This is a genomic window from Oceanobacillus caeni, assembly GCF_019037185.1.
Lineage (GTDB): Bacteria > Bacillota > Bacilli > Bacillales > Amphibacillaceae > Oceanobacillus > Oceanobacillus caeni.
On record NZ_JAHHXM010000029.1, the window covers coordinates 1 to 24,491 of the forward strand.

27 protein-coding genes and 1 riboswitch are annotated in these 24,491 nt (G+C 35.8%); of the genes, 14 read left to right on the forward strand and 13 right to left on the reverse strand.

Features of this window, described 5'->3' with window-relative positions; translation table 11 throughout:
* Positions 1-179: 179 nt before the first annotated feature.
* Both KM885_RS13635 and deoD read right to left on the reverse strand, forming a co-directional pair.
* Entirely contained in the window at positions 180-653 is a 474-nt protein-coding gene (locus KM885_RS13635; protein ID WP_047184612.1) for a divergent PAP2 family protein, read from the reverse strand.
* A 309-nt stretch (positions 654-962) separates the two neighbouring features.
* Positions 963-1,670 carry a purine-nucleoside phosphorylase gene (deoD, locus tag KM885_RS13640; RefSeq protein ID WP_060667526.1) on the reverse strand — a complete coding sequence of 236 codons (708 nt, stop codon included), beginning with the start codon at positions 1,668-1,670 and terminating at the stop codon, positions 963-965.
* Positions 1,671-1,927: 257 nt separating this feature from the next.
* Between deoD and KM885_RS13645 the strand changes: the two genes are divergently transcribed.
* Positions 1,928-2,191: a phosphocarrier protein HPr gene (locus KM885_RS13645; protein WP_047184610.1), complete on the forward strand. Its 264-nt coding sequence runs from the start codon at positions 1,928-1,930 to the stop codon at positions 2,189-2,191.
* A 38-nt stretch (positions 2,192-2,229) separates the two neighbouring features.
* Here the strand turns inward: KM885_RS13645 and kapB are convergent, their stop codons facing one another.
* Positions 2,230-2,634: a kinase-associated lipoprotein KapB gene (gene kapB / locus KM885_RS13650; RefSeq protein ID WP_047184609.1), complete on the reverse strand. Its 405-nt coding sequence runs from the start codon at positions 2,632-2,634 to the stop codon at positions 2,230-2,232.
* Positions 2,635-2,752: 118 nt separating this feature from the next.
* Between kapB and KM885_RS13655 the strand changes: the two genes are divergently transcribed.
* Both KM885_RS13655 and KM885_RS13660 read left to right on the forward strand, forming a co-directional pair.
* A complete protein-coding gene (locus tag KM885_RS13655) occupies positions 2,753-2,962 on the forward strand; it encodes a hypothetical protein (RefSeq protein WP_047184608.1) in 210 nt (69 codons plus the stop codon).
* Between the two features lie 132 nt (positions 2,963-3,094).
* On the forward strand, positions 3,095-3,676 hold the full coding sequence (locus KM885_RS13660) for a superoxide dismutase family protein (protein ID WP_047184607.1): 582 nt from the start codon (positions 3,095-3,097) through the stop codon (positions 3,674-3,676).
* A 42-nt stretch (positions 3,677-3,718) separates the two neighbouring features.
* Here the strand turns inward: KM885_RS13660 and KM885_RS13665 are convergent, their stop codons facing one another.
* Entirely contained in the window at positions 3,719-4,888 is a 1,170-nt protein-coding gene (locus KM885_RS13665) for a MalY/PatB family protein (RefSeq protein WP_047184606.1), read from the reverse strand.
* Positions 4,889-5,182: 294 nt separating this feature from the next.
* On the opposite strand from KM885_RS13665, the gene KM885_RS13670 reads away from it, so the two are divergent.
* Entirely contained in the window at positions 5,183-5,644 is a 462-nt protein-coding gene (locus KM885_RS13670; protein ID WP_204797599.1) for a hypothetical protein, read from the forward strand.
* A 186-nt stretch (positions 5,645-5,830) separates the two neighbouring features.
* Here the strand turns inward: KM885_RS13670 and KM885_RS13675 are convergent, their stop codons facing one another.
* From KM885_RS13675 to KM885_RS13690, 4 genes are all read right to left on the reverse strand, one after another.
* The gene (locus KM885_RS13675; protein ID WP_047184604.1) at positions 5,831-7,177 is read right to left on the reverse strand and encodes a glucose-6-phosphate isomerase; all 1,347 of its coding nucleotides are present in this window, start codon (positions 7,175-7,177) and stop codon (positions 5,831-5,833) included.
* Between the two features lie 153 nt (positions 7,178-7,330).
* Positions 7,331-7,723 carry a S1 domain-containing post-transcriptional regulator GSP13 gene (gene yugI / locus KM885_RS13680; RefSeq protein WP_060669355.1) on the reverse strand — a complete coding sequence of 131 codons (393 nt, stop codon included), beginning with the start codon at positions 7,721-7,723 and terminating at the stop codon, positions 7,331-7,333.
* A 264-nt stretch (positions 7,724-7,987) separates the two neighbouring features.
* Positions 7,988-8,986, reverse strand: a complete 999-nt coding sequence (locus KM885_RS13685; protein WP_047184602.1) for a potassium channel family protein — start codon at positions 8,984-8,986, stop codon at positions 7,988-7,990.
* Between the two features lie 136 nt (positions 8,987-9,122).
* Positions 9,123-9,674, reverse strand: a complete 552-nt coding sequence (locus KM885_RS13690; protein WP_047184601.1) for a thioredoxin family protein — start codon at positions 9,672-9,674, stop codon at positions 9,123-9,125.
* A 125-nt stretch (positions 9,675-9,799) separates the two neighbouring features.
* Here KM885_RS13690 and KM885_RS13695 point away from each other — a divergent pair, with 125 nt between their 5' ends.
* Together KM885_RS13695 and KM885_RS13700 are read left to right on the forward strand one after the other, a co-directional pair.
* Positions 9,800-10,855, forward strand: coding sequence for a M20/M25/M40 family metallo-hydrolase (locus KM885_RS13695; RefSeq protein ID WP_216884159.1), 1,056 nt, complete (start codon positions 9,800-9,802; stop codon positions 10,853-10,855).
* 64 nt (positions 10,856-10,919) lie between these two features.
* Positions 10,920-11,064, forward strand: a riboswitch (FMN riboswitch).
* 175 nt (positions 11,065-11,239) lie between these two features.
* On the forward strand, positions 11,240-11,827 hold the full coding sequence (locus KM885_RS13700; protein WP_047184599.1) for an ECF transporter S component: 588 nt from the start codon (positions 11,240-11,242) through the stop codon (positions 11,825-11,827).
* Between the two features lie 85 nt (positions 11,828-11,912).
* Here the strand turns inward: KM885_RS13700 and KM885_RS13705 are convergent, their stop codons facing one another.
* Together KM885_RS13705 and KM885_RS13710 are read right to left on the reverse strand one after the other, a co-directional pair.
* A complete protein-coding gene (locus KM885_RS13705) occupies positions 11,913-12,305 on the reverse strand; it encodes a hotdog fold thioesterase (protein ID WP_047184598.1) in 393 nt (130 codons plus the stop codon).
* A 10-nt stretch (positions 12,306-12,315) separates the two neighbouring features.
* Positions 12,316-13,248 (reverse strand): 1,4-dihydroxy-2-naphthoate polyprenyltransferase, encoded by a 933-nt coding sequence (locus tag KM885_RS13710; protein ID WP_047184597.1) that lies wholly within the window; start codon positions 13,246-13,248, stop codon positions 12,316-12,318.
* A 246-nt stretch (positions 13,249-13,494) separates the two neighbouring features.
* Here KM885_RS13710 and KM885_RS13715 point away from each other — a divergent pair, with 246 nt between their 5' ends.
* The 8 genes from KM885_RS13715 to ytkD all read left to right on the forward strand — a co-directional run bounded on the left by KM885_RS13715 (position 13,495) and on the right by ytkD (position 21,555).
* Positions 13,495-14,880 (forward strand): isochorismate synthase, encoded by a 1,386-nt coding sequence (locus tag KM885_RS13715; RefSeq protein ID WP_060668740.1) that lies wholly within the window; start codon positions 13,495-13,497, stop codon positions 14,878-14,880.
* 7 nt (positions 14,881-14,887) lie between these two features.
* Entirely contained in the window at positions 14,888-16,639 is a 1,752-nt protein-coding gene (gene menD / locus KM885_RS13720; protein WP_047184595.1) for a 2-succinyl-5-enolpyruvyl-6-hydroxy-3-cyclohexene-1-carboxylic-acid synthase, read from the forward strand.
* 4 nt (positions 16,640-16,643) lie between these two features.
* Positions 16,644-17,453 carry a 2-succinyl-6-hydroxy-2,4-cyclohexadiene-1-carboxylate synthase gene (gene menH, locus KM885_RS13725; RefSeq protein ID WP_047184594.1) on the forward strand — a complete coding sequence of 270 codons (810 nt, stop codon included), beginning with the start codon at positions 16,644-16,646 and terminating at the stop codon, positions 17,451-17,453.
* Positions 17,454-17,468: 15 nt separating this feature from the next.
* Positions 17,469-18,287 carry a 1,4-dihydroxy-2-naphthoyl-CoA synthase gene (gene menB, locus KM885_RS13730; RefSeq protein WP_047184593.1) on the forward strand — a complete coding sequence of 273 codons (819 nt, stop codon included), beginning with the start codon at positions 17,469-17,471 and terminating at the stop codon, positions 18,285-18,287.
* Positions 18,288-18,378: 91 nt separating this feature from the next.
* A complete protein-coding gene (locus tag KM885_RS13735) occupies positions 18,379-19,830 on the forward strand; it encodes an o-succinylbenzoate--CoA ligase (protein WP_047184592.1) in 1,452 nt (483 codons plus the stop codon).
* 87 nt (positions 19,831-19,917) lie between these two features.
* Positions 19,918-20,238 carry a hypothetical protein gene (locus KM885_RS13740; RefSeq protein ID WP_047184591.1) on the forward strand — a complete coding sequence of 107 codons (321 nt, stop codon included), beginning with the start codon at positions 19,918-19,920 and terminating at the stop codon, positions 20,236-20,238.
* Positions 20,239-20,518: 280 nt separating this feature from the next.
* Complete coding sequence (locus KM885_RS13745; RefSeq protein WP_047184590.1) at positions 20,519-21,058, forward strand: hypothetical protein; 540 nt, start codon at positions 20,519-20,521, stop codon at positions 21,056-21,058.
* A 29-nt stretch (positions 21,059-21,087) separates the two neighbouring features.
* On the forward strand, positions 21,088-21,555 hold the full coding sequence (gene ytkD / locus KM885_RS13750) for an RNA deprotection pyrophosphohydrolase (protein ID WP_216884160.1): 468 nt from the start codon (positions 21,088-21,090) through the stop codon (positions 21,553-21,555).
* A gap of 347 nt (positions 21,556-21,902) precedes the next feature.
* On the opposite strand, the gene KM885_RS13755 is transcribed toward ytkD, so the two are convergent.
* From KM885_RS13755 to KM885_RS13765, 3 genes are read right to left on the reverse strand one after another with little or no spacing between them, the layout of a single operon-like run.
* Entirely contained in the window at positions 21,903-22,703 is an 801-nt protein-coding gene (locus tag KM885_RS13755) for an ABC transporter permease (protein WP_047184588.1), read from the reverse strand.
* On the reverse strand, positions 22,700-23,476 hold the full coding sequence (locus KM885_RS13760) for an ABC transporter ATP-binding protein (RefSeq protein WP_216884161.1): 777 nt from the start codon (positions 23,474-23,476) through the stop codon (positions 22,700-22,702). The genes KM885_RS13755 and KM885_RS13760 overlap by 4 nt, the downstream gene beginning before the upstream one ends.
* Before the next feature lie 13 nt (positions 23,477-23,489).
* Positions 23,490-24,479, reverse strand: a complete 990-nt coding sequence (locus tag KM885_RS13765) for an ABC transporter substrate-binding protein (RefSeq protein WP_204797598.1) — start codon at positions 24,477-24,479, stop codon at positions 23,490-23,492.
* Between the last annotated feature and the right edge of the window lie 12 nt (positions 24,480-24,491).

Below are 24,491 nucleotides of genomic sequence, written 5' to 3' on the forward strand. Positions count from 1 at the left end.
AGCGCCTTGAGACGCTGGTCGGTAGTATAGGCTTATAGCCGTTGTGCAAACCACCCGTTGGACGGGTGGTCATGATTGGCGGTTAAGAAAGCATAAAATCTTTCCCGTCCGCATAAGTGCAACTAAGGCATCCGCCTACCCTAAAGCGGATGCCAAGATTTTTAAGAGAAACGTGGAGTCTAGAACAATGGATATAAAGCCAAAGCGACGATGATTCCAGTCAGTCCACCGAAAAAGACTTCGCTAGGTTCATGACCAAGTAATTCCTTTAATTCTTGACGTTTTTCATAATCTTTTTTTCTATTCCAGTCTTTTGCGTGTTCAAAGAATAATTGAAAATCATTAATTAACCGATTTAATACAACAGCGTGCCTTCCTGCATGTCTACGAACACCTGAAGCATCGTACATGGTGATTACACTAAATATGGCGGATATTGCAAACATAGACGAAGATAAGCCTTCAACTATACCAATCGCTGTGGTGAGGGCGGCTACTGCTGCTGAATGACTACTTGGCATGCCACCAGTACTAAATGCAATACTCGGCGTAAATTGCTTAGTTACTAAAAACTTTATTGGGATTTTTATGAATTGGGCAAAAACGATTGCTGATAATGCCGCCCAAATAGGGAAATTAGAAAATATCTCCATCTAAGTTTCAACACCTACCTAATTATTTTAGTGGTTAGGAAATTTAAAGTTTCCCAACTATATTACCTGCTTAGTAAAGAAAAAGCTTTTAAATATAGATTATGTAATTGTAGTAATTTTAACATAGGTGAAAACTAGGTAAAAGAATTAGCTAAATAAAAGAGAACCTAAACGTGCAGTAGACTCCCATCTCAAGCTTCTTGAGAAACAAAGAAGGTAGGTGGTAGATCAACAGCCCGTAAAGGTCCGATAAGTTCGACTAACCATCAGTGAGGGATGAAGGAAAACCCCCATTGATGGAAGTCTTCTTTATTGAATGATGGTATCTAAAGCGATTTCCATCATGTCATTAAATGTTGTTTGTCTTTCCTCAGAAGTCGTTTCTTCGCCTGTTAAGATATGATCTGAAACGGTTAAGACAGATAATGCTTTTCGGCTATACTTTGCAGCAAGCGTATACAGTGCCGTCGTTTCCATCTCAACAGCTAATACTTGATAGCTTGCAAGCAGTTCATTAATTTCCTGTGCATTTTCACGATAAAAAGAATCGCTCGTAAAGACATTACCTACTTTTAAGTTCAAACCTTTTTGGACCCCATTATCGTAGGCGGCTTTTAATAAATGGAAATCTGCTAATGGTGCATAATCAATTTGATTAAAAATCATTCGATTCGTTTGGGAATCAGTAGTTGCCCCTTGTGCTAAAATGACATCTCTTACTTTTACATCTTTTTGAAGAGCACCACAGGTTCCAACACGAATTAGTTTCTGTACATCATATTCTCGGATTAATTCATTTACGTAAATGGATATGGAAGGGACACCCATACCTGTACCTTGAACAGATACACGTTCCCCCTTATAAGTTCCAGTAAATCCTAACATTCCCCTAATTTCATTATATGGATTTACATTTTCAAGGAAATTCTCTGCAATAAATTTTGCACGCAATGGATCGCCCGGTAATAAAATTTTATCTGCAATTTCTCCCTTTTTTGCGCCAATATGGACACTCATTATTTTATCCTCCCTTAACGAATGGTGTAAAATAACGGTATCATATTATAAAAAGGAAGACAAATGTCATTTACAAACGGAACAAGGCTTAAATGGGGAGGTGAGTATGACACTTTAATGAGTTGTCTTCACAGCAAACTTCTTTCACGAATGATGTCGTTTCGTTTGATAAATATATAAAATTGTATATAATAAACATAGTTAACTCGTACAGCTTAAATAGTGTTCGAGTGAATTATAGGAAGAAGGGTGAAAAAATGAAATCACAAACATTTAAAATCACAGCTGAGTCTGGAGTGCATGCAAGACCAGCTACATTATTAGTTAATAAAGCTGGACAGTTCGAATCCGAAGTAAACATTAATTACAAGGGTAAATCCGTTAATTTAAAATCCATTATGGGTGTTATGTCTTTAGGAATCCCTGGTGGAGCAGAGATCGAAATTTCTACTGAAGGAAATGATGAAGAAGAAGCATTAAATGCATTAGCTGACGTAGTTAAAGAGCATTTAGGGGAATAAATAATATTATAAAAAGCTAGAGGGAGACAAATTTTCCTCTAGCTTTTTATGTTATAATATCGCTTTTTATAGTTGTTTTCTTCCAAACGGTTTAAAGTTAGTATTGCTTGTTGGTTATAAGGGGTATCCTCTTGTAAAAGCTTTTCTTTATATGTATGAACCGCGACTTTTAAAGAATCCCCATACGAAGGTACTTCTGCATCGTAAGGATGAACAGCAGGTTTTTTTACATTCATTTTTTCTTGATAGAATAAAGCTTTTCGTTCATGAAAAAATACACCCTCCACTTGTCCAGGATTATGCAGATCCCCTTGCATTGGATGCTTTAGCACAGCTAACACTTCTATTAGATAGTTTTTACCTCTATCTTCCTTGACTTTTCCAATGTAAGTTCCTGAATGGTAATGAGCTTTTACAATATCTCCAATGTTTACTTCAGCCATAACATATCACCTCTAAGTACATTGTGCCAAAAAAAGTAAAATTAAGCGAATAATATGGAAATAGGTTTAGTAAATAAGCTTATTTTGCTATAATGAACATTGGAAGGAAGGCGATAGAATGAATTTATATATATTAATGCCATTTTTATATTTTCCAGAAGATAAGACTGAATATATTCCAGCTGTCATCTCGTTAATCATTTTTATGACATTAGCATGTGTTGCAATGTATATCTTTTATAAGAAGTCGAAGAAGGATGAAAAGGAATTCAATAAAAAATATAGTGAACAGTTGCAACAGGTTGCTAAGAATAATAACGAAAAGTAACATCAAAAGGAGCATTACATAAGTTGCTTCTTTTTTGTTTGATGCAAATGGGTCTAAGTTGATTTAACGTTTGTATATTTTACTACAAGAAGTGAATAATAACGCAAAATGCACTAAAAAGGGGAAAGCTACATGCGTTTATTATTCATAATCTTTTTTACTTTGGTCTTGGCATCGTGCGGTAATGGGGAAACTGAGTCCACAAGAACAGTTGATATGTATAATGCTGAAGGTGATATGGTTGGAACAGCGACATTAAATGAAATGCCGGATGGGGTTCAAGTGAAATTAAAACTAGAAGGACTGACACCGGGATTTCACGGTATTCATGTTCATGAGTATCCCCAATGCAAGGGTCCTGATTTTAAAAGCGCTGGAAGTCACCTCAATCCTGAAGGGAATGAACATGGCTTAATGCATCCAGAAGGGGCCCATTTGGGTGATTTACCAAATATAGAGGCGGATAGTGACGGGTTAGTAGATGCGGAACTAATGTTGAGTGGAGCTACACTAAGAGAAGGGAAAAATTCCATTCTCAAAGGGGACGGTACTTCACTAGTTATACATGAATCACAAGATGATGGAGTTAGCCAGCCTGCAGGGAATTCCGGGGCTCGAATTATGTGTGGGACAATTAAAGCGGAACCTAAGAAAAATACGGAAACTCCTACAGATCCAACCGAGACAAATGAAGAGCAAGAAGAAGAAGGATGAACAAAATAACCACGTCCCTTTGCTGACGTGGTTATTATTTTATTATCTATTTTTTATTGCTTCGATAATTCGTTTTGTCCCTTCTGCAATAGTAGCACGGGGACAAGCTAAATTCATACGCATATATTGTTTACCTTCTTCGCCATAATCAACACCTGCGTTCAGCCCAACCCTAGCCTTATGAATCATAAATTCCTTTAATTCTTTCGCATCAAGACCTAGTGAGCTACAATCAATCCAGAGTAGATAGGTCCCTTCAGAAGGCGTAACGCGTAAGTCTGTGTTATGTTCAAGTTCTTTCGTAACATAATCTCTATGACCTTCTAAGACGGTGAGAAGTTCATTTAGCCATGGCGATCCATAATTATATGCCGCTTCTAAAGCAGTATTTGCCATCGTATTTAATCCGTTGCCATGACCTTGTTTTTGAAATTCTTCTATTAATTTTTTACGTTTTTCCTTATTTGTAGTAATAACGTAAGATGCCTCTAGTCCTGCTAAATTAAATGTTTTGGAAGGAGCCATACAAGTTATCGTATGATTTGCAATCTCTTCAGACAAAGAAGCAATAGGAATGTGTTTCTTTCCAGAAAACACAAGATCGGCATGAATTTCATCAGAAATGATAAGCACATTATATTTCAAACATAGTCTAGCCATTTCCTCTAATTCCGCTTTCTTCCAAACTCTTCCTACAGGATTGTGAGGGGAACAAAGTATAAAAGCTTTTACTCCAGATTTTAACTTTTCTTCAAAGTCATTAAAGTTAATTGTATAATAATTATTTTCTTCTATTAATGGGTTTTTAACAATTTCTCGATCATGGGCTTGTATAACATTGTAGAACGGTGTATAAACGGGTGTTTGTATTAAAATCTTATCTTGAGGCTCCGTAAATGCCCTAATAGCCATATGTAAGCTTGTAACAACGCCTTTACTGAAAGAAAGCCATTCACGATTTATTTCCCAATCATGTCGAGTTTTTACCCAATTTACGATAGAATCTTTCACGGCATTATCTACAACTGTATATCCATAGATTCCATGTTCTGCACGTTTAATAAGTGCTTCATTTACTTCACGTGGAGCCTGAAAATCCATATCAGCTACCCACATAGGCAGAATATCTTCATTTTGAAAGATAAACTCTCTTAAGTCCCACTTCATTGAACGTGTGTTTAAACGATTATGTACTCTATCAAAAATACTCACTATGATTAACCTCCTATCTTCATTATTGTTATTATATCAAATTAGCAGAAATATAAAGGAAAAATGGCAAAAAAAAAGCAAAGCGTTGTAACGCCTTGCATACAGGGGGAATACGAGAAAGTCTTACAATATTAGTTATTCCCCGGTATAAAAAATATAAACTTCTTTTTTTAAAAAAGTAAAATAAATTTTTTATCATTCTTTCTCATTGAATTCTAATCGTTTTCTTAGTACAATTTTCATTCAGACATTTATTATAAAAATGGAAATAAAGAATAAAGGAGAAGGAAATGTATGAAAAAAATAATAGTATTTCTAATGATTTTGGGAGTTTTAAGTGCCTGTGGTAATGCGAGTTCTCAAGACGCAGAACAGCCGAATACAGATGTAAAAGATGAAACTATTACCACTCAGAAGGATACGGAAGCGAATAAAGAAGAAGCCGAAACTGGAATGGAAAATAATGAAGTAAATAACGAGAACACTGAAATGGAAAATAATGAAATAAATAATGAGAAAACGGAAGTGGAAAGTGATGAAGTGAATTATGAAGAAATGGCAATTTGGGAAGAAGTAATACCTACTAATAATTATTCGCTAAGGGTTGTTGAAGATAATAATCATAAACGTATTGTACTCTTTGAAGATGAAAATGGTCATGTTTCTTATAAAAGTATTTACATAAAAGACAAGGATCGTTTAAAAGTAATAGACACAGATACTGATGATGGATTATTATATAACGATAAAATATAAAAAAGCAAAAAGCACCCCTATTGGAGGTGCTTTAAACTTATCCCACCTAAAACGGGCAGTAAGACTCCTACCCCAAGCTTTTGGAGAAACAAAGAAATCAGCTGGGAGATCAACTGCCCATAAAGGTCCGATAAGTGTGACTAACCATCAGTGGGGAATGAAGGAACCCCCTACTGATGGAGTCTTCTATAAGCGTTTTTCTAATTCTTCTTTTTGACTTTCAAAACCAGGTTTACCAAGTAAGGCAAACATGTTTTTCTTATATGCTTCCACACCTGGCTGGTCGAATGGGTTAACACCTAATAGATATCCACTCATACCACAAGCTTTTTCAAAGAAGTACACAAGATAACCGAACGTATAAGCATTTATCTCTGGGATTTCTAAAATTAAATTAGGTACGCCTCCATCTGTATGAGCAAGCATGGTACCTTGGAATGCTTTGTCGTTGATTTCTTGAATGGTTTTACCAGCTAAGTAGTTCAATCCGTCTAAATCATTTTCTTCAGCTTCTAACGTTAAGTCAATTTTAGATTTATTAACATGAAGAACCGTTTCAAAAATGTTACGACGACCTTCTTGAATATATTGACCTAAAGAGTGTAGGTCTGTCGTAAAGTTTGCTGAAGAAGGATAAATACCTTTTTGGTCCTTTCCTTCACTTTCTCCAAATAATTGTTTCCACCATTCAGAGAAGTATTGTAGGTTAGGTTCGTAGTTGATTAATAACTCTGTAACCTTTCCTTTATTGTAAAGGATATTACGGACAGCAGCATATTGATATGCCGCATTATTTTCTAGAGACGGATCTGAAAAATCATTCATTGCGTCTCTCGCACCCTGCATCATTTCATCCGTGTTAACACCACTTACGGCGATAGGGAGTAACCCAACTGCGGTCAGTACAGAATAACGACCACCGACATCATCAGGGATCACAAATGTTTCATATCCAGCTGCATCTGCAGAAGTCTTTAAGGCACCTCTTGCTTTGTCAGTAGTTGCAAAAATACGACCTTTTGCTTCTTCTACACCATATTTTTCTTCCAAATACTTTTTAAATATACGGAAAGCAACAGCAGGTTCAGTTGTAGTACCTGATTTTGAAATAACGTTAATGGAGAAATCTTTATTTTTTAATACATCAAATAATTCACTCATATAAGTGGAGCTTAAATGATTACCAACAAAAATAATTTGTGGTGCTTTTCTTTCTTCTTTAGAAAGAATATTTTGGAATGAGTGATTCAACATTTCTATAGCTGCACGAGCGCCTAGATAAGAGCCGCCAATACCTATAACCAAAAGAACATCGGAATCATTTCTAATTTTTTCTGCAGCTTTTTGAATGCGTGCATATTCTTCTTTATCATAATTTTCTGGAAGGTCAACCCATCCTAAAAAGTCTTTTCCAGCTCCAGTTTTATTATGTAACATATGATGAGCAGTTTTGACAAAGTCACTAAGGTTGTCTATTTCGCTTTGATTAAAGAATGACAAAGCTTTATCATATTTAAAAGATACATGTGTCATGCTGTAATTCCTCCTAATAAATAAAGATATGATTATACTTTAACTAATTAAATATTTTACATCAAGATTGAAACTTTTAGAAGTAATAGACTTTTCAAAAGGGCTGTATATGAAAAGGGCATGTCCAGTTCGCCTGTTCATGCCCATCCCTAGCTAGTTTTTAAATGTTCCTTCACGTTCCTCTGATTGTTCAATCCACTCTTGTAGTTTATCTTTAAGCGTATTAAATCCTGATGTTGCTTCTTCTTGTTGTTGTTTTGGTTTTTGCATCTTTTGGGGTTTAGTAGTTTCTTTTTTTGGTGCTTCCTCAGTTGCTCTGATGGAAAGTGATACTTTGTTATTTTCTTCATTTACGTTCAAAACTTTAACTTTTACTTCATCGCCAACGGATAAATGATCATTAATATCTTTAACAAAACCGTGAGTGATTTCAGAGATATGAACCAAACCTTGAGTTTCATCATCTAATGCAACAAAGGCACCATATGGTTGAATCCCTGTAACTTTACCTTCTAATACTTGACCAGCCTCAAATTTATTTGTCATGCCGAACATCTCCTATTTTTTCAATTCTTATTAGTACGTGTACAAAAAGGAGGATGAAAAGAACGGAGCATTTCACGTGAAGAACGGAAAAGCAAATCAACGAGTTACCACAGGATGTGGGTGACTTCCACGTTCGTCACAGGACGTGACAGAACCTAGTCGAAGATCCCTAAAACTGAAGCGTCTTTTTCACCGGACTTTTTGAACAACCTCTATTAGACAATAAATAATTTTATCACACATTAGTTTATCAAGCAAAGAAGTTTACCAATCTGTTATAGATAATAAGATATCTTCTTTTTTTATAATAAAATCTTGGGAGGGATGAATTTGATATTGATTATTTCGTATAATTCCAAGAAGCAGATGTCCTCTTTTTAATAGTTTTTGCGATACGTCGAGAAAAGACAGTTCTGTTAATTCCACTGGACATTTGGAATGAGAAAATTGCTTTTGTTTTAAGAGGTTAGTAATGTCTTCAAATGGAGTAGCTGTTTTTTTATGTGACAATTCATGAAAAAATAGGATACTCATAAAGTTATTGGAACGAATAATGGTTGTAGCTCCAGCTCTTAATGCATTCTCAATTTGTACTTTTGATAAAATTTCCGCGACGATAGGGACATCTTTGTTATTACCTCTAATAGCTAGTGTTGCTAGGATGGTCCAGTTATCCGAATGTCTTTCACTTTTTAAGTCATTTGCTGAAATTAATACCCTTGATGCATGCTTGATATTAGCCATGTGTAACACATAATCTTCGGTTGCATCTCCATTTATAAAATGGACGGGATAATTTTGATACGATATCTTTTTTTCCGAATGGTCAATTAGAACAATTTCCAAATTGGGAAAAATATCTGTAACAATTTCAATAAGTTGTCTAGTTCTTTCATTCCATCCAATAAAGATAAGATGATTTTGTCCTTTGAATTTTAGTTTCCCCCTTATAAGGTCTTGTTCTTTTCTAACGGCACGAGAAGAAACGGCTGACACATAAAGAGCAATAAAACTTCCGCCGGTTAACATTAATAATATACCTACTATTCGACCTTCTGTAGTTAGGGGAGTATAGTCTCCATATCCAACGGTTGCTGCTGTAACAAATGCCCACCAGATCCCATCGAAAATAGTCGGAAACTGCTTAGGTTCAATAAAATGGATAAGGATTCCGTAAAATAACATGACAATGATAACAAGTAAAAGCAATTTAATCAGTAAGGGAAGACGTAAATAAAGATATTTTATAAATTTGATAGTCATACGAATCACCTATTAAGGTTTTTCTTTCTAGCTTCAGCGCTCAACTCTTAATAGTATGGACGAAATGTCCGCATTATAATACATGCAAAATAGAAGAAAAAATGGCATTGATTAATCAATACCATTTTTTCTTCTATTATTTATTTAATGCATTTTTGATGCTTTGGTAAACTTCAGGGCGGAACTCTGTTTTTTCTTGGAATGCTTGATGCATAGATTTATACAGTTCTTTTGATTTTTCTTCAAAATCTTCCGCATCTTTTGATGGTAAACTAGCTCTCTTCTCATCCACAAATTGTTGAACTACATCCGCACGTGGTCCCCATTTAGCGAATTCGTTTCCATCTTTATCAATAAAAATAAATATAGGAATTGATCTTGACTTACCATTTGTTAAATACTGATCCATTAAGTCTAAATTAGAGTCTCGAAGAAGCATACGAACATCAATATTTGCTTTTTTAGATAATCTTAATAGAATCGGGATGTTAAGCATTGCGTCGCCACACCAATCCTCTGTAAGTACGATAGCACGGAGACTTTTTTCTTTTATTTTTTCATAAAACGCTGTATCCTCAGGTGCTTGAAAGCTTTCATAAATATCAAGAAAACCTTCTTTGTTTTTTTCCATACCCTTTATGTACTCTTCCGGTGACATTGCCTTTTCAAACCATTGATTTAAATCCATGTCATCCCCTCCATTTTTTTCTTTATTTTACCTATTAAATCAGAATGGGTAAACTTAAGTGCTCTATACTTTTATTTTTGCTATGATAAATCTATTAAAAGGTTGTCATTAGGAGGAATGCTTGGATGAATTGTAATAAAGAATTTCTATTGGAGCTATTAACAACACCATCACCTTCTAGTATGGAGATGGAAATTCAAAAGAAATGGATTAACTATGTAAAAGAATTTGCGGATGAAGTCATAACAGATAATGCAGGAAATGCAGTTGGTGTTTTAAATCCAAATGCTGAATTTAAAATATTGCTAGCAGGGCATTGTGATGAAATAGCACTTGTTGTTAATCGAATTGATGATGGGGGATTTTTACACTTTGATAAAATGGGTGGTATTAATCCGAAAGCAGCAGTAGGAATGCAGGTAACTGTTTTAGGTTATGAAAAAACAATCACTGGAGTAATTGGAGTTAATGCCCAACATCATGGCGGTTTAAAAAGTGATTTTGATTTGGGCGATTTATTTATAGATTGTGGTTATCAATCAAAAGAGGAAGCGGAAAAGGAAGTACAAATTGGTGATTTATGTGTATATAAAGTGAATCCCGAAATTTTAAAGGATCGTTATATTACAGGTAGGGGATTAGATAATCGGACTGGGTTATTTATCGTTGCAGAAGTATTAAAACGATTATCAGAAAAGGATATAAATGTCGGTGTTTATGCGGCAAGTACGGTAAATGAAGAAACGAATATGGGTGGTGCGTATTTTGCTGCTTCAGGAATTAATCCTACAATGGCCATTGCCTGTGATGTGACATTCGCAACCGATTACCCTGGGGTAAATAAAAATAAATATGGAGATGTAAGATTAGAGAAAGGTCCTGTTTTAGCTAAAGGTGCGCCGATTAACATTAAAATGAACAAATTATTAGAAAACGCCGCTAAAAAACTGGATATAAATGTTCAATACGAGTTAACGCCAAGAATGACTGGGACGGATGCTGATAAAATGAGATTTACCGGTAAGGGAGTTCCGATTGCATTAGTATCATTACCGTTACGTTATATGCATTCGCCTGTTGAAACAGCTAGTTTTATCGATATGGAACAGGAAATGGAGTTATTAGTAACGATGATTGAAAATATGACAGGAAAAGAGAGTCTTAATCCTTTGGAAGATTAGTAAATAACTCTTTTCAAATTAAAAAATAAGATGTATACTATACATAAATAATTTAATAATCGATTTCAATCTTCGGGGCAGGGTGTAATTCCCGACCGGCGGTAAATAGCTGTTCGCTATAAGTCCGCGACCCACAGTTTATTTAGATTGTGGTTGACCTGGTGGAAACCCAGGACCGACAGTTAAAGTCTGGATGAGAGAAGATGTCGAGCCTGATTAGGTACTTTTTTTGTACCATAATTTTGCTATACTTTTGTATATTAAACCCTAAAGCGCCCCAATTAGGCCTTTAGGGTTTTTATGTGTAAATATAGCATTTTTATCAGATTTAGGCTTCTCCTTCACGACAAGATAGAAATCGATCATATTGAAGGAGGATAACAAATGGGAAAATCAACTAAGCAATCATTAAGTTTAGTTAAATTAATTATTTTGGCATTATTAGGGACAATTTCATTAGTATTATTTTTCTTAAACTTTCCTTTGCCATTTCTACCACCTTACTTAAAAATAGATTTTAGCGAAGTTCCGGCTTTAATGGCGGGCCTAATTTTTTCTCCAGTCGCTGGTGTTATCGTCGTAGCAGTGAAGAACTTATTGTATCTTGCAGTTTCAGGTGCAGGTGATCCAATTGGAGTTGCGGCAAACTTTTTAGCAGGTCTTATGTTTGTTTTACCGGTATCCATTTTTTATCATCGATTTAAAAAAGGTGTGAAAAGTGTTGTTTCCGGACTAGTAACAGGAACAATCATTATGACAATTGGAATGAGTGTTCTAAATTACTTTATTGTTTTACCAGCGTATGGTTGGTTTATGGGTTGGGAAATGACACCAGAAGTAATTTGGTCCTCTGTTTTAATAGGGGTACTTCCATTTAATGCAATTAAAGGAATTATAGTGGGAATCTTATTCGTTCCTTTATTTATCAAGATGAAGAACTGGGTAGAACAACAACAAGCAAAATTTATATAAATAAAATTCACAGCTAGCCTCTAGGGGTTAGCTTTTTATGTAAATAAAAAAGAAGCAGCAAGTAAACTGCTTCTCCGTCCTTCATCTATTTTTTCTTTGAAACAATTCCTATTGTACATCTTGATATACATATTAAAGCATCTTCTTCGTCCGTTAGGCGTACTTCCCAAACGGCGGTTGTTTTACCACTGTGGATAGGTTTTCCTTTTGCGGTAACTATTCCCTCTCTTTTACTTTTAATATGATTGGCGTTAATCTCAATACCGAAGACATTACATTCATTGAGATCGACATTCATTGCTGCTCCCATACTTGCAACAGTTTCAGCGAGTGCGACAGATGCGCCACCGTGTAAAAAACCATATGGTTGACGAGTTCGTTTATCTACTGGCATAGTCATAATTATTTCATTTTTATCTAAAGAAACGATTTCAATCCCTAGATTTTCGATCAATGTATCATTTAATAAATCTTCCATCTCTATCCCCTTAAATAAAATGACTTATTAGTAATGATATACCTAAAAGTAATCCATATATCGTATTCGTTTTTCCAGTTTCCTTCATTGCTGGCATCATTTCTAGAGGTTCTGTTTTACCACGGAAATTTTTAATTACTTTAATCGCTATAGGTATGCTTGCAAATGTTATGATAGACCATAATGGTAATATATTAAAAATAATATAAACAGCAGTTAGAAGGTAAGCAATAAAAAATAAAAATGCCATAACCGTTATGGATTTTTCCCTACCTAAAAGAACTGGTATTGTCTTTCGTCCGCCTTTCTTATCTCCATCTCTATCGCGAATATTATTTGCCATATTGATACTTCCAATAAGAATCATGACGGGAAGTGATATAAATACGACTCGTCCTGTTAATACATCCGTTTGAATAAAGTAGCTTATACCAATAATAACGGATCCCATCATTAGACCGGATGCTAGCTCACCAAAAGGTGTAGACGAAATTGGAAGAGGACCACCAGTATATAAATATCCAATTGCCATACATGCAAGTCCAATTACCATGATCCACCAACTAGATACATAACAAATATAGGCCCCAATAAACATAGCTAAAATATAAAGGATAATGGCGAGGTTTTTTATTGTTTTTGGCTTAATTCCATCACGTACGATGGAACCGCTAATTCCAACAGATTCAGTTGTGTCTAAGCCTCTTTTAAAGTCGTAGTACTCATTAAAAAGGTTTGTGGCCGTTTGTATAAGTATGGAAGCTACGAGCATAGCAAAAAATAATAGCCAATCTATCTTACCATCAACGTAAGCAAGCATCGTTCCTACGAATACAGGAACAAAAGAAGCGGTTAACGTATGTGGACGAGTCATTCGCCACCATACATGGAAGCCGTCTTTTTCATTTAAGGCATGCTTTATATTATTATTAGTCGACTGCATTCAAGTCTTCCCCCTGACGTCATTCAATATGATAATTTGTTAGATAAAGAAGTATTTCTTAGAACATCATTCTAATTTTAGGTGAATCAGTATAGGGTGTCAATGTTTTATCCTATTCTAAGAAAGTTCTCAAAATCATCTTTTCATCAGTTTCCTAAATGAAAGAAAAGGGCTTTTCTTGAGAAAGATAGCAAAAGGGCATAAAATATATATGGACGTTTTTGCCATATCGGAGGTTTACGTAAAATGATTGAATTAAAAGAAGAACAAGTTGAAACCATTCTTGAAAAAGCGATTGAAGGCATAAATAGTGATGATGACTATCAACTTGTTAGCATGACTAAAAAGATAAAATATAATAATGCTCTTTCATTTTTTGAAGCAGCGAAATATATAAAAAAGAACCGTACGTTTTGGATGAGCTCGGAGGAAGATTTTTATTTAGTCGGGATTGGTCAGGCGTACGAAATTATAGCAGAGGAGTCGCGCTTTGAAGAAACAAAAAAGGCGTGGAATCAGTTGTTGGAGAAAGCGACAATCTATAATCCTTATGAACAGCCCGGGACAGGGATTGTTGCATTAGGTGGATTGTCTTTTGATCCCAAAAAGCCAACCACACCGCTATGGGAAAATTTTAAACCTAGCCATTTTACAGTTCCCGAATTTTTAATGACAAAACACAATAGAGAGTGTTATCTCACGGTAAATATTTTAGTAAGGAAAAATGATCATCCCCGTCAACTTGCCAATGAATGGAGGGATTTGGAAAACTCACTTTTTCAAAAGGCAAGCATAGAAAAGCAAATGTTAACAATTACAGAAAAAAAAGAAATAGAACCGACGGAATGGAAAGAAACCGTTCGGAAAGCTAAAGAAAAAATTAACCATTCAGATATAGAAAAAATTGTTTTAGCTCGTGAAATGTATTTACGGTTTAATGAAAATGCAAATATAGGATCTATTTTACAGAAATTATTAGATACCCATCCAAGCAGTTATATTTTTGCTATTGAAAAGGATGAAGATTGTTTTCTCGGTGCTACACCGGAAAGACTTGTCAAATTAGAGAAGGATCATTTACTTTCTACATGTTTGGCAGGGACCGCGCCAAGAGGGAAGACGAAAGAAGAAGATCAAGCAATTAGTGAAGGTTTATTACATGATCAAAAGAATCGAGAAGAACATGATTTTGTTGTGAAAATGATAAAAAATGCAATAAAAGATTGTTGTACACATCTTGATGTGCCTAATGAACCAATCATTTATCCTTTAACAAACTTACAACATTTATATACACCTGTAACTGCAACACTAAAAAAGGAGTATAGTTTATTTGATATCATTGAGAAACTTCATCCAACACCTGCTCTAGGCGGTACACCAAAGGAAGCTTCTCTTCAGTTTATAAGAGAATATGAACGTTTAGATCGCGGGTGGTATGGGGCGCCAATTGGATGGCTAGATAGTAATCAGAATGGAGAATTTGCTGTAGCTATTCGTTCAGCTTTAATTAAAGATACAGAAGCTTCATTATTTGCAGGTTGTGGTGTTGTAAAAGACTCCAATCCTGATGAAGAATATGAAGAAACCAACATCAAATTTTTGCCGATGTTATCTGTTTTAGGAGGTTAAGTAAATAATGGAGCGCATTGAAATACTAACGAGATATACTGCTAATTTTGTAGACGAAATTGTACAAAGTGGAGTGACGGACGTAGTTATTTCACCTGGGTCAAGGTCAACACCTCTAGCATTAACATTCACGGAACATCCAGACATTAAAGAATGGGTTTTAGTCGATGAACGTTCTGCAGCATTTTTTGCGTTGGGAATGGCGAAAGAACAAAGTAAGCCAGTTGTACTAGTTTGTACTTCTGGAACAGCCACAGCAAATTACTTTCCTGCAATTATAGAAGCATATTATAGCAGGGTGCCACTTATCGTATTAACAGCTGATCGTCCGCATGAGCTGCGGGACACTGGAGCACCACAAGCGATTGAGCAAATTAAAATGTACGGTGATTATGTGAAATGGTTTCACGAAATGGCGTTACCTGAGGCGACACCAGAAATGTTAGAATACGTCCGTAATAAAGCCAGTCGTGCAGTTTATACGGCAAATGAGGGGAATCCTGGTGTTATTCATTTGAATTTTCCGTTTCGTGAACCATTAACACCAGATTTTGCGATTGATAAACTATGGGAGCCTATTGGTTTACCACATTGGAAACAGATTGATCAATTAGTATATGATGGGGAGAAACAACTTAGCTCCCGTGATTTAAAATCGATTGTAACCCAGTTAAAGAATTTAAAACGAGGTTTAATTGTATGTGGTCCACAAATGGAACCTCGTTTAGCTGAGTCAGTAGCTAATTTGGCACTAAAGTGGGGAGTACCGGTCTTAGCAGATCCATTATCACAAGTTCGTTCAGGTCATCATCCTCTAGATAATATTATAGAAGGATACGATGCCATACTAAAAAATAAAACTATCCGAGACTTACTAAAGCCTGACTTCATTATTCGTTTTGGGGCTATGCCAGTATCGAAACCCTTTTTATTTTTTATGAAGGAAAATAAAGATGCAGTACAGTTTGTCGTGGAAAATCATGCCGGTTACAGGGAATTTACAGGAAATAGAACGCAATTTATTTTTGCTAATTCTTCGCAGCTATGTGAAAGACTATTTCAAGTAACTGATTTTAAAATGGATCCATCATGGTTAAGAAAATGGAAAAATATGAACCATATTGCTAAAAAACATATCCTATCTAGTCAGGAAGAAAAAATGACTGAAGGAGAGGCGGTACGTAGTCTATTCGAAGTTACTCCAAATGATAGCTATGTTTATGTTGCGAATAGTATGCCTATCCGCGATGTTGACAGTTTTATGCTGAATACAGAAAAAAATATAACTGTCTTGGCGAATAGAGGAGCTAATGGTATCGATGGACTTATTTCAAGTGGAATGGGTGCCGCAACTTCGAAAAAGCCCGTTACTATTATTGCTGGTGACCTATCTTTCTACCATGACATGAACGGTCTATTAGCCGCTAAGTTCTTTCAATTAAATGTTACGATACTTTTAATCAATAACAATGGTGGAGGTATTTTTTCCTTTTTACCACAGTCCAATAGTAATAATAAACATTTTGAAGCTATATTTGGCACTCCACTTGATATAGATTTCAGATATGCCGCTTTTATGTATGGTGGTAAATATGCAATAGCAAATACAAATGATGAATTAAAAGAACTATTGCAAACTAGCCATAATCAAAAAGGCTTACATGTTATTGAAATTAAGACAGATCGAGCGGAAAATGTTGTTTGGCATCAAAAAATTTGGAAAGTTATTGAGAAAGAAATTATAGAACGTTGGGGATGATGAAGTGTACATTTCATTAGAGGACGGTCATTATTGGTATGAGATCCACGGTCAAGGGATTCCTGTTGTGTTATTACATGGGTTTACCGGAAGTACTGAAACTTGGAATCATTTCTGCCATTCTGTGGAAGGGCTAAAAGTAATTACAATAGATTTACCAGGTCATGGAAAAACGAAACTGAAAAATCCACGCTTAATGGAAGACTGCTGTAAAGACCTAGATACTATATTTGAAACTTTAGAGCTAGATTCCTTTCATCTTTTAGGTTATTCCATGGGGGGTAGAACAGCGTTATCCTATGCGTGCCTATATCCTCGGCGATTACAATCATTAATATTAGAAAGTGCGTCCCCGGGTTTATTAAGTAATGAAGAACGGACAAATCGAATGGAAAAGGACGGGCGTTTAGCTGAAAAGTTAGAAAAAGTGGGAATAGAGTCTTTTGTGGATTTTTGGGAGGATATCCCTCTTTTTGCTACCCAAAAAAGTCTTCCTCAATCGGTTAGAAAAGCAATACGAAAAGAACGCCTTAATCAGGATGCATTTGGTTTAGCGTCGTCACTTCGATACATGGGCACTGGAAAGCAACCATCATGGTGGAATCATCTTTCGAGTATTCAACTACCAGTTTTCTTATTAACCGGTGGAAAAGATGAGAAATTTGTTCGCATTAATAAAAAGATGCAAAAATTATTTTTTTCATGTAAGCTTAAAGTATGCGAAAATGCAGGACATGCAGTTCACGTGGAAAATCCTCAAATTTTTGATAAACTAGTAACGGAATTTGTAAAAGAGGTACATAATAGTAGATGATGAAGGAGGAGTAAAATGGCTGCTGAATGGAAGAAGTCAAAAGAGTATTCAGAAATTATTTATGAAAAATATAATGGAGTTGCAAAAGTTACGATTAATCGCCCCGAAAAACGTAACGCATTTACACCGCTTACGGTAAATGAAATGATTGATGCGTTTACGGATGCTAGAGATGATTCTGAAATTGGTGTAATTATTCTAGCTGGAGAAGGGGATAAAGCATTTTGTTCTGGTGGAGATCAAACCGTAAGAGGACATGGTGGATATGTTGGGAGCGACCAAGTTCCACGATTAAACGTACTTGATTTGCAAAGATTAATCCGTACGATTCCAAAACCAGTTATTGCAATGGTATCTGGTTATGCCATTGGTGGTGGACATGTCCTTCACGTTGTTTGTGATTTAACAATCGCAGCGGACAATGCCATTTTTGGACAAACAGGACCAAAAGTGGGTAGCTTTGATGCGGGATATGGTGCAGGCTATTTAGCCCGTCATATTGGTCATAAACGTGCAAGAGAGATTTGGTACTTATGTCGTCAATATAATGCGGATGAAGCATACGAAATGGGAATGGTAAATAAAGTAGTACCACTTGAACAATTGGAAGAAGAAACATTACAGTGGTGTGAAGAAATTCTAGAAAAATCACCTACTGCAATTCGTTTCCTAAAAGCATCATTCAATGCAGATACAGATGGATTAGCTGGTTTACAACAGCTTGGCGGAGATGCAACATTGCTTTATTACACAACAGATGAAGCAAAAGAAGGTAGAGATGCCTTCAAAGAGAAAAGAAAACCGAACTTTAAAAAGTTCCCGCGTTTTCCTTGATTCATTGAAAAAAATTACTATGATGAACCCTTTGCTTGTAATAGCGAGGGTTTTTCCTTTGTATCGTTAATTAATAGAAAGGAGCATAATCATGTCGGAAACAATTCCACATTGGCTGACGAAACAAGCTGACATTAACCCAAACCAAACCGCAATTGAATTAGAGAACGGGGAAACTTATACGTTTAAACAATTAAAAGAAGCTAGTCAATGTTTTGCTAGGAAATTGGCTGCACTAAATGTACATGAAGGGACGCATGTCGGAATTTTATCCGGCAATAGCATAGAAATGATTGTTGCTATTCATGCGTTAAGTTATTTAGGAGCGGTTGGAGTACTTTTAAATGTGAGACTTTCACGACCGGAATTAGAGTTTCAATTAAAAGACGCAAATGTTTCTATCGTTTTAACCTCGGATAAGTACAAAATGAGTGCAAGCCAAATTCAGGTTTCGATGGTGAAGAGTTTTTCGGAAATAAATGTATTGCAAGAAAAATACAATATACCTTTAAAAACGGAGCTTAATTTGGAAGATGTTTTTACAGTTATTTATACCTCTGGTACTACAGGTTTTCCAAAGGGGGTACTCCATACGTACGGTAATCATTGGTGGAGTGCGATTGGCTCTGCTCTGAATCTAGGCTTGAATAAAGATGATAAGTGGCTTATTCCTTTACCGATTTTTCATGTAAGTGGTCTATCCACCTCTATAAAAAGCCTAATTTATGGCATGCCTATTTACGTATTAGAGAAATTTGACGTGAAAAAAGTTCATGATGCTATCATGTCCAAGGGTATTACAATTGTTTCTGTCGTTACGGTTATGGTACAAAAATTATTAAATGAATTAGGGAACAATCGCTATCCTAATACATTACGATGCATGTTGCTTGGTGGTGGTCCAGCACCAAAGCCATTATTAGAAAAAGCGAAAGAAAAGGGAATTCCTGTTTTTCAATCCTATGGAATGACGGAAACTTCATCACAAATCGTTACATTAAGTCCGCAAGACGCTTTAAAAAAATTAGGATCAGCGGGAAAAGCCCTTTTTCCAGCGCAGCTTCGAATTGATGGAGGCAATGAAGACTCTATAGGAGAGATTATCGTCAAAGGTCCGATGGTAACAAAAGGTTATTATAGAAATGAAGAAGCAAATAAAAAATCCTTTCATAATGGTTGGCTTAGGACAGGTGATATGGGATATTTAGATGATGATGGATTTTTATATGTAGTGGATCGTAGGAAAGATCTTATCATTTCTGGGGGAGAAAACATCTATCCTTCCGAGATTGAAAGTGTATTGTCTGGAATGGAACAAATTAAGGAAGTGGGGGTAACAGGTTTAGCAGACGAAACATGGGGGCAGGTTCCAATTGCTTTTGTCGTAAAGATAAAAGATGTAACGGCATCTGAGGTTTTCTCATTTTTGCGACAAAGATTAGCGAAATATAAAATTCCGAAAGAAATTCACTTTGTAGAAGAATTACCGAGGAATGCTTCGAATAAACTAGTAAGAAGTAAGCTACTTGAATTGCGGAGATAATAAAAATTGGCCTTTACTTTGAGAACAACCAATCTTTTAGAATACTTTCCTAACAGGAAGCCAAATTAGTATTAGGAGGTGTTCCTGATGGAAAAAAACAAATATTATGTAAGCTTGGTGGAGGGTGAGATTTCACATCGTCCACATGATCGAAATGGTTATTTAGAGATAAGTGCTACGGAAACAGAGTTAAGTAATCTACGTAGAAAATTCGAAAATATGCATGATGCTGGAGTAGTTACATTTTTTCGTGCACATTTACCGTTTGTAGAATATCATCATGATGATTCAAACGACAAATACGACTCCAATATGCTAGAGGTGTATCAAATGCTTTATGAATTAGGAAATAAAAAAACACGTGAGCATATTGAAAGTATGGGAATTTTAAATGAAAATGATATGTAAAAGACAGAGAAAATATGTTATTGTTTAATAACAGACTTATCTGTTAATTTATCCCACCTAAATTGGCAGTAAGTCTCCCGCCCCAAGCTTCTGGAGAATAAAGAAGATAGGTGGGAAGAACAATACCCGTAAAGATACGATAAGCGTGACTAACATCAGTGAGAGATGAAGGAACCCCCCACTTATGGAAGTCTTCTTTATGATTCCTGCATCTTCATTTGTGTTTAACCCCTTAGATAAAAAGGAATAGTAAAAATAATAATGCTAAGGGGGATACAATATGAAGAAAATAGCTATATTTATAGGTGTTTTAATCACGGGGATAATTGTGCTTCTTCTGAGTATTACGAACGAAAACCTTTTACCTGTTTCAGCTGAAGGTCGGCAATTTACTCTGTCTTCTGAGTATATGGAAACAGGAGATAAAATGGAGAATAAACAATTAACACATGAAGATATAGTTTTTTTAACGAATGAGTTTATGGATATATTAGTACAACCAACAGATATAAATGGAAGAGTAATTGACTTTCATACTAAAGAGGAATTGTTAAAAGAATTTGAAGGAATCACAACAAAAGAAGTTGCAATGCCGTATGTTGATTTTTACTACAAGGAAAAAGGGGATGGGCTTTATATAGTACCTACAGAAACCCCACCTTGGTTTGTTGCTAAAAATGAATATAAAATCGATCAAATAAATGAAACAAAGGTAATACTAACTCAGAAAAATCAGGTGGATTTGTATGGGGATTACACGATTGAAATAGAATTCACTTATAATGGGGATTGGAAAATTAGTAGTATTACACATCGTTAGTAGGTTATGAAAAAAGGCAGTTGAAGTTTTTGAAAACATTTAGAGATTTTTATAATAATGAAGTTACCTTTTCCTATGAAGACCATCCATTTTCTAAAAATCCCAAGCACGTTTGGATTATATGTCGTTATAATGACCAATGGCTTTTAACTAGACATAAAGAAAGAGGGCTAGAGTTCCCAGGTGGCAAGGTTGAAAAAGGAGAAAATGCACAAGAAGCTGCTATTCGTGAAATTAAAGAAGAAACAGGCGGAATTGTGAAACATATAAGTTATGTCGGTCAATATTATGTGGATGGTAAAAGTGATTACGTGATAAAGAATGTGTATTTTGCTACTATAGAAAACCTAGTTGAACAAAATCATTATTTTGAAACAGAAGGACCTGTACTTTTAATTGAAATTCCTTCAGATGTTAGAAAGAATAAAGAGTATAGTTTCATTATGAAAGATTCTGTGCTGGATTCTAGCTTAAAATGGATTCAGAATCATTTTTAACTCACCTAAACGGGCAGCAAGACTCCCACCCCGAGCCTCTTGGGAAACAAAGAAGGTAGGTGGGAGATCACCTGCCCGTAAAGATCCGATACGTGCGACTAACCATCAGGGTGGAGAAGGTAAACCTTGCACCGATGGTTAGTATTTTTTAAAAGATAGGAAAAATTTAGCTTATTAAATCTTGTCATAGGGAAGACAACATCCAGCTCCAGCGCCCAGCGACTAGCGAGACTTCCTTCACATCCGTACGATAAGTCAACATCGACTCACTCCGCTCGTCGTGTTTCCTTTATCTCCTGCGGTTCAGTCCAGTCCGTACGTCGCTAAACGGGCGCTTCCGCTTTTGTTCAGTGGGCATGTTTTATTAACCATCTTTCTATTCCTTCCACTACTTTGTACATGATTGCTGCAAGAATAGCGATAAGCACAAGGCTAGACATTACAAGGGTGAAGTCAAATACTTGGAATCCATAAATGATTAAATAACCGAGTCCTTGCTTCGAAACTAAATATTCACCAACAATTACTCCGACCCATGATAATCCTACATTAACTTTTAGCGTTGAGATCATAGTTGGCATGGTGGCTGGAAATACAGCTTCTTTAAAACATTGCCATCTCGTTGCACCGAAGCTTTTTAATACTTTGGAATAATTTGGATCTACTTCATTGTAAGCCGAGAAGATGTTTATGGTGGTTATAATTACGGATACAAGGAACCCCATTGCTATGATGGATAAATATCCTGGTCCAAGCGCTACGATAATGATTGGCCCCAGCGCAACTTTAGGCATTGCGTTTAGTACCACTATATAAGGATCCATAATTTTAGAAAAGCGTGTAAAAGACCATAGTAATGTTGCCAGTAAAATTCCGCCAAGAGTACCAATGATGAAACCTAATATAGTCTCAAATAACGTTACTGATAAATGGGAAAACATTGATCCATTTGCAAATCTACCTATTAATGAGGTGAAAATCCGACTTGGTGAGCTAAATAGTAATGGATCAATCCAATACAAACGACTTGCAATTTCCCATAATGCAAAGAACATGATGAGAATGAAAAATTGCCATATCAACACAATTTTCTTTTCCTTTTTTCTTTCCTTCAGATAGCTATCGAATAATTGTTGATCGCTTTTCATTTCTTATCACCTTCTCTACTGTCAAGCTCCTCCCATATTTTATCAAAAAGTGGCTGATATTTAGGATGTTTTCTAGCGTCGAGTGGGGGATTTTGACGAATTTCAATTGGGACTTCAAATACTTTAGCAATACTTCCTGGGTTCGCATTCATTACTAAAATTCGGTCACTCATTGCTATTGCTTCACCGATATCGTGAGTAACAAGAATAGCTGTTTTATGATAATTTTTTAGAAGTTTGCCAACTAAATCCTCTAATTTAAGCTTGGTTTGGTAATCTAACGCCGAAAATGGCTCATCTAGAAGGAGGATTTTAGGGTCATAGATAAGCGTTCTAACAAGTGCTACACGTTGTCTCATACCACCGGATAATGAAGTTGGGTATTGATCTTGAACTCCTTTTAAGCCAACTTCTTGTAAAAGTTGAATAGCGGTTTCCTTTAATTCAACTGTTGGTTTATTATGGATTTTAGGACCGAGCAACACGTTGTCAATAATATTTTTCCACGGGAAGAGATAATCTTGTTGCAACATGTATCCAATAGCAAGTGCTGATTCTTGAATATCTTTATTTTCAAGTAGGACTTTACCTTGTGTTTGTTTCATAATGCCAGCTATAATGGATAGTATGGTTGATTTTCCACAACCACTCGGTCCAAGCAAGGAAACAAACTCACCTTCCTTTAAGGAAAATGATATGTCATGAAGTGCTTTAGTATAGCCGTCTTTAGAAAAGTAGTGGTGTGATACATGATCCAATGTTAGAAATGACACGCTAATTTCCTCCTTAGTCGTTTATTACTTTTTCCGCAAATTCCGTATTCACCAACTCTTCATAAGGGACATCTTCGGGTAGCTCACCTGCTTCGTCCATAATTGTTTTCAGTTGTTCCCATTCTTCTTTATCCAAAAGTGGGTCTGTTGCAAAAGAATCTTGGTTTTTATAACGTTCAATAGATGAAGCTAATAATTCGATATCGGTATCTTCAAAATATGGCGAAACAATTTCTGCGAGGGTCATTGCATCTGTTTCTTGGACCCAGGCCTGAGCTTTATACAATGCTTTCGTGAATTTTAATACCGTTTCTTCATTTTTGTCCATATAACTTTGCTTAGCCATGAATCCTGTATAAGGGACAGTGCCAGATTCTTCACCAAAGGAAGCTACAATATGTCCGGTTCCTTCCCGTTCAAAAACACTTGCTGTTGGTTCAAATAACTGTACATACTCGTAATCACCAGAAGCAAAAGCACTTGGTATGTTTGCAAAATCGACACTTTGGTCTAAATTAACGTCTGCATGCGGATCCACACCGTGTTTTTTTAACACATATTCTCCAACCATCTGAGGCATTCCACCAACTCGCTGTCCGAGAAAGTTTTCTCCTCTTAAATCTTCCCACGTAAAGTCAGGTTTTACCTCTTTTGCTACTAAAAATGTACCATCTGTTTGTGTGAGTTGGGCAAAGTTAATCGCATAATCCTTTGAATCTTGTGCATATACATAAATGGACGTTTCGGCACCCACTAAAGCTATATCGATTCCATCAGATAATAACGTGGTCATAGTCGTGTCTCCGCCCCATGTAGTTTGCAGGTCAATTTCTAGACCTTCTTCTTCAAAAAAACCTTCTTCTACCGCTACATACATAGGTGTATAGAAAACAGATCTCGTTACTTCACCGATACTGATTTTGGATGTTCCACCTGTACCACAAGCCGAAAGAAAGATAAGTAAACCGATGGACAACAAAATAAAGCCTTTAATCTTTCTCATAGTTCTCGACCC

Coding starts and splice junctions, on each gene's coding strand:
- KM885_RS13685 (WP_047184602.1), bottom strand. CDS start 8,986: ATGACTATCAAATTTATAAAATATCTTTATTTACGTCTTCCCTTACTG.
- KM885_RS13645 (WP_047184610.1), top strand. CDS start 1,928: ATGAAATCACAAACATTTAAAATCACAGCTGAGTCTGGAGTGCATGCA.
- KM885_RS13700 (WP_047184599.1), top strand. CDS start 11,240: ATGGGAAAATCAACTAAGCAATCATTAAGTTTAGTTAAATTAATTATT.
- KM885_RS13745 (WP_047184590.1), top strand. CDS start 20,519: ATGAAGAAAATAGCTATATTTATAGGTGTTTTAATCACGGGGATAATT.
- KM885_RS13695 (WP_216884159.1), top strand. CDS start 9,800: ATGAATTGTAATAAAGAATTTCTATTGGAGCTATTAACAACACCATCA.
- KM885_RS13635 (WP_047184612.1), bottom strand. CDS start 653: ATGGAGATATTTTCTAATTTCCCTATTTGGGCGGCATTATCAGCAATC.
- KM885_RS13675 (WP_047184604.1), bottom strand. CDS start 7,177: ATGACACATGTATCTTTTAAATATGATAAAGCTTTGTCATTCTTTAAT.
- KM885_RS13710 (WP_047184597.1), bottom strand. CDS start 13,248: ATGCAGTCGACTAATAATAATATAAAGCATGCCTTAAATGAAAAAGAC.
- KM885_RS13715 (WP_060668740.1), top strand. CDS start 13,495: ATGATTGAATTAAAAGAAGAACAAGTTGAAACCATTCTTGAAAAAGCG.
- kapB (WP_047184609.1), bottom strand. CDS start 2,634: ATGGCTGAAGTAAACATTGGAGATATTGTAAAAGCTCATTACCATTCA.
- menB (WP_047184593.1), top strand. CDS start 17,469: ATGGCTGCTGAATGGAAGAAGTCAAAAGAGTATTCAGAAATTATTTAT.
- yugI (WP_060669355.1), bottom strand. CDS start 7,723: ATGACAAATAAATTTGAGGCTGGTCAAGTATTAGAAGGTAAAGTTACA.
- KM885_RS13705 (WP_047184598.1), bottom strand. CDS start 12,305: ATGGAAGATTTATTAAATGATACATTGATCGAAAATCTAGGGATTGAA.
- KM885_RS13690 (WP_047184601.1), bottom strand. CDS start 9,674: ATGGATTTAAATCAATGGTTTGAAAAGGCAATGTCACCGGAAGAGTAC.
- KM885_RS13655 (WP_047184608.1), top strand. CDS start 2,753: ATGAATTTATATATATTAATGCCATTTTTATATTTTCCAGAAGATAAG.
- KM885_RS13755 (WP_047184588.1), bottom strand. CDS start 22,703: ATGAAAAGCGATCAACAATTATTCGATAGCTATCTGAAGGAAAGAAAA.
- menD (WP_047184595.1), top strand. CDS start 14,888: ATGGAGCGCATTGAAATACTAACGAGATATACTGCTAATTTTGTAGAC.
- deoD (WP_060667526.1), bottom strand. CDS start 1,670: ATGAGTGTCCATATTGGCGCAAAAAAGGGAGAAATTGCAGATAAAATT.
- KM885_RS13735 (WP_047184592.1), top strand. CDS start 18,379: ATGTCGGAAACAATTCCACATTGGCTGACGAAACAAGCTGACATTAAC.
- KM885_RS13670 (WP_204797599.1), top strand. CDS start 5,183: ATGAAAAAAATAATAGTATTTCTAATGATTTTGGGAGTTTTAAGTGCC.
- KM885_RS13765 (WP_204797598.1), bottom strand. CDS start 24,479: ATGAGAAAGATTAAAGGCTTTATTTTGTTGTCCATCGGTTTACTTATC.
- KM885_RS13740 (WP_047184591.1), top strand. CDS start 19,918: ATGGAAAAAAACAAATATTATGTAAGCTTGGTGGAGGGTGAGATTTCA.
- KM885_RS13660 (WP_047184607.1), top strand. CDS start 3,095: ATGCGTTTATTATTCATAATCTTTTTTACTTTGGTCTTGGCATCGTGC.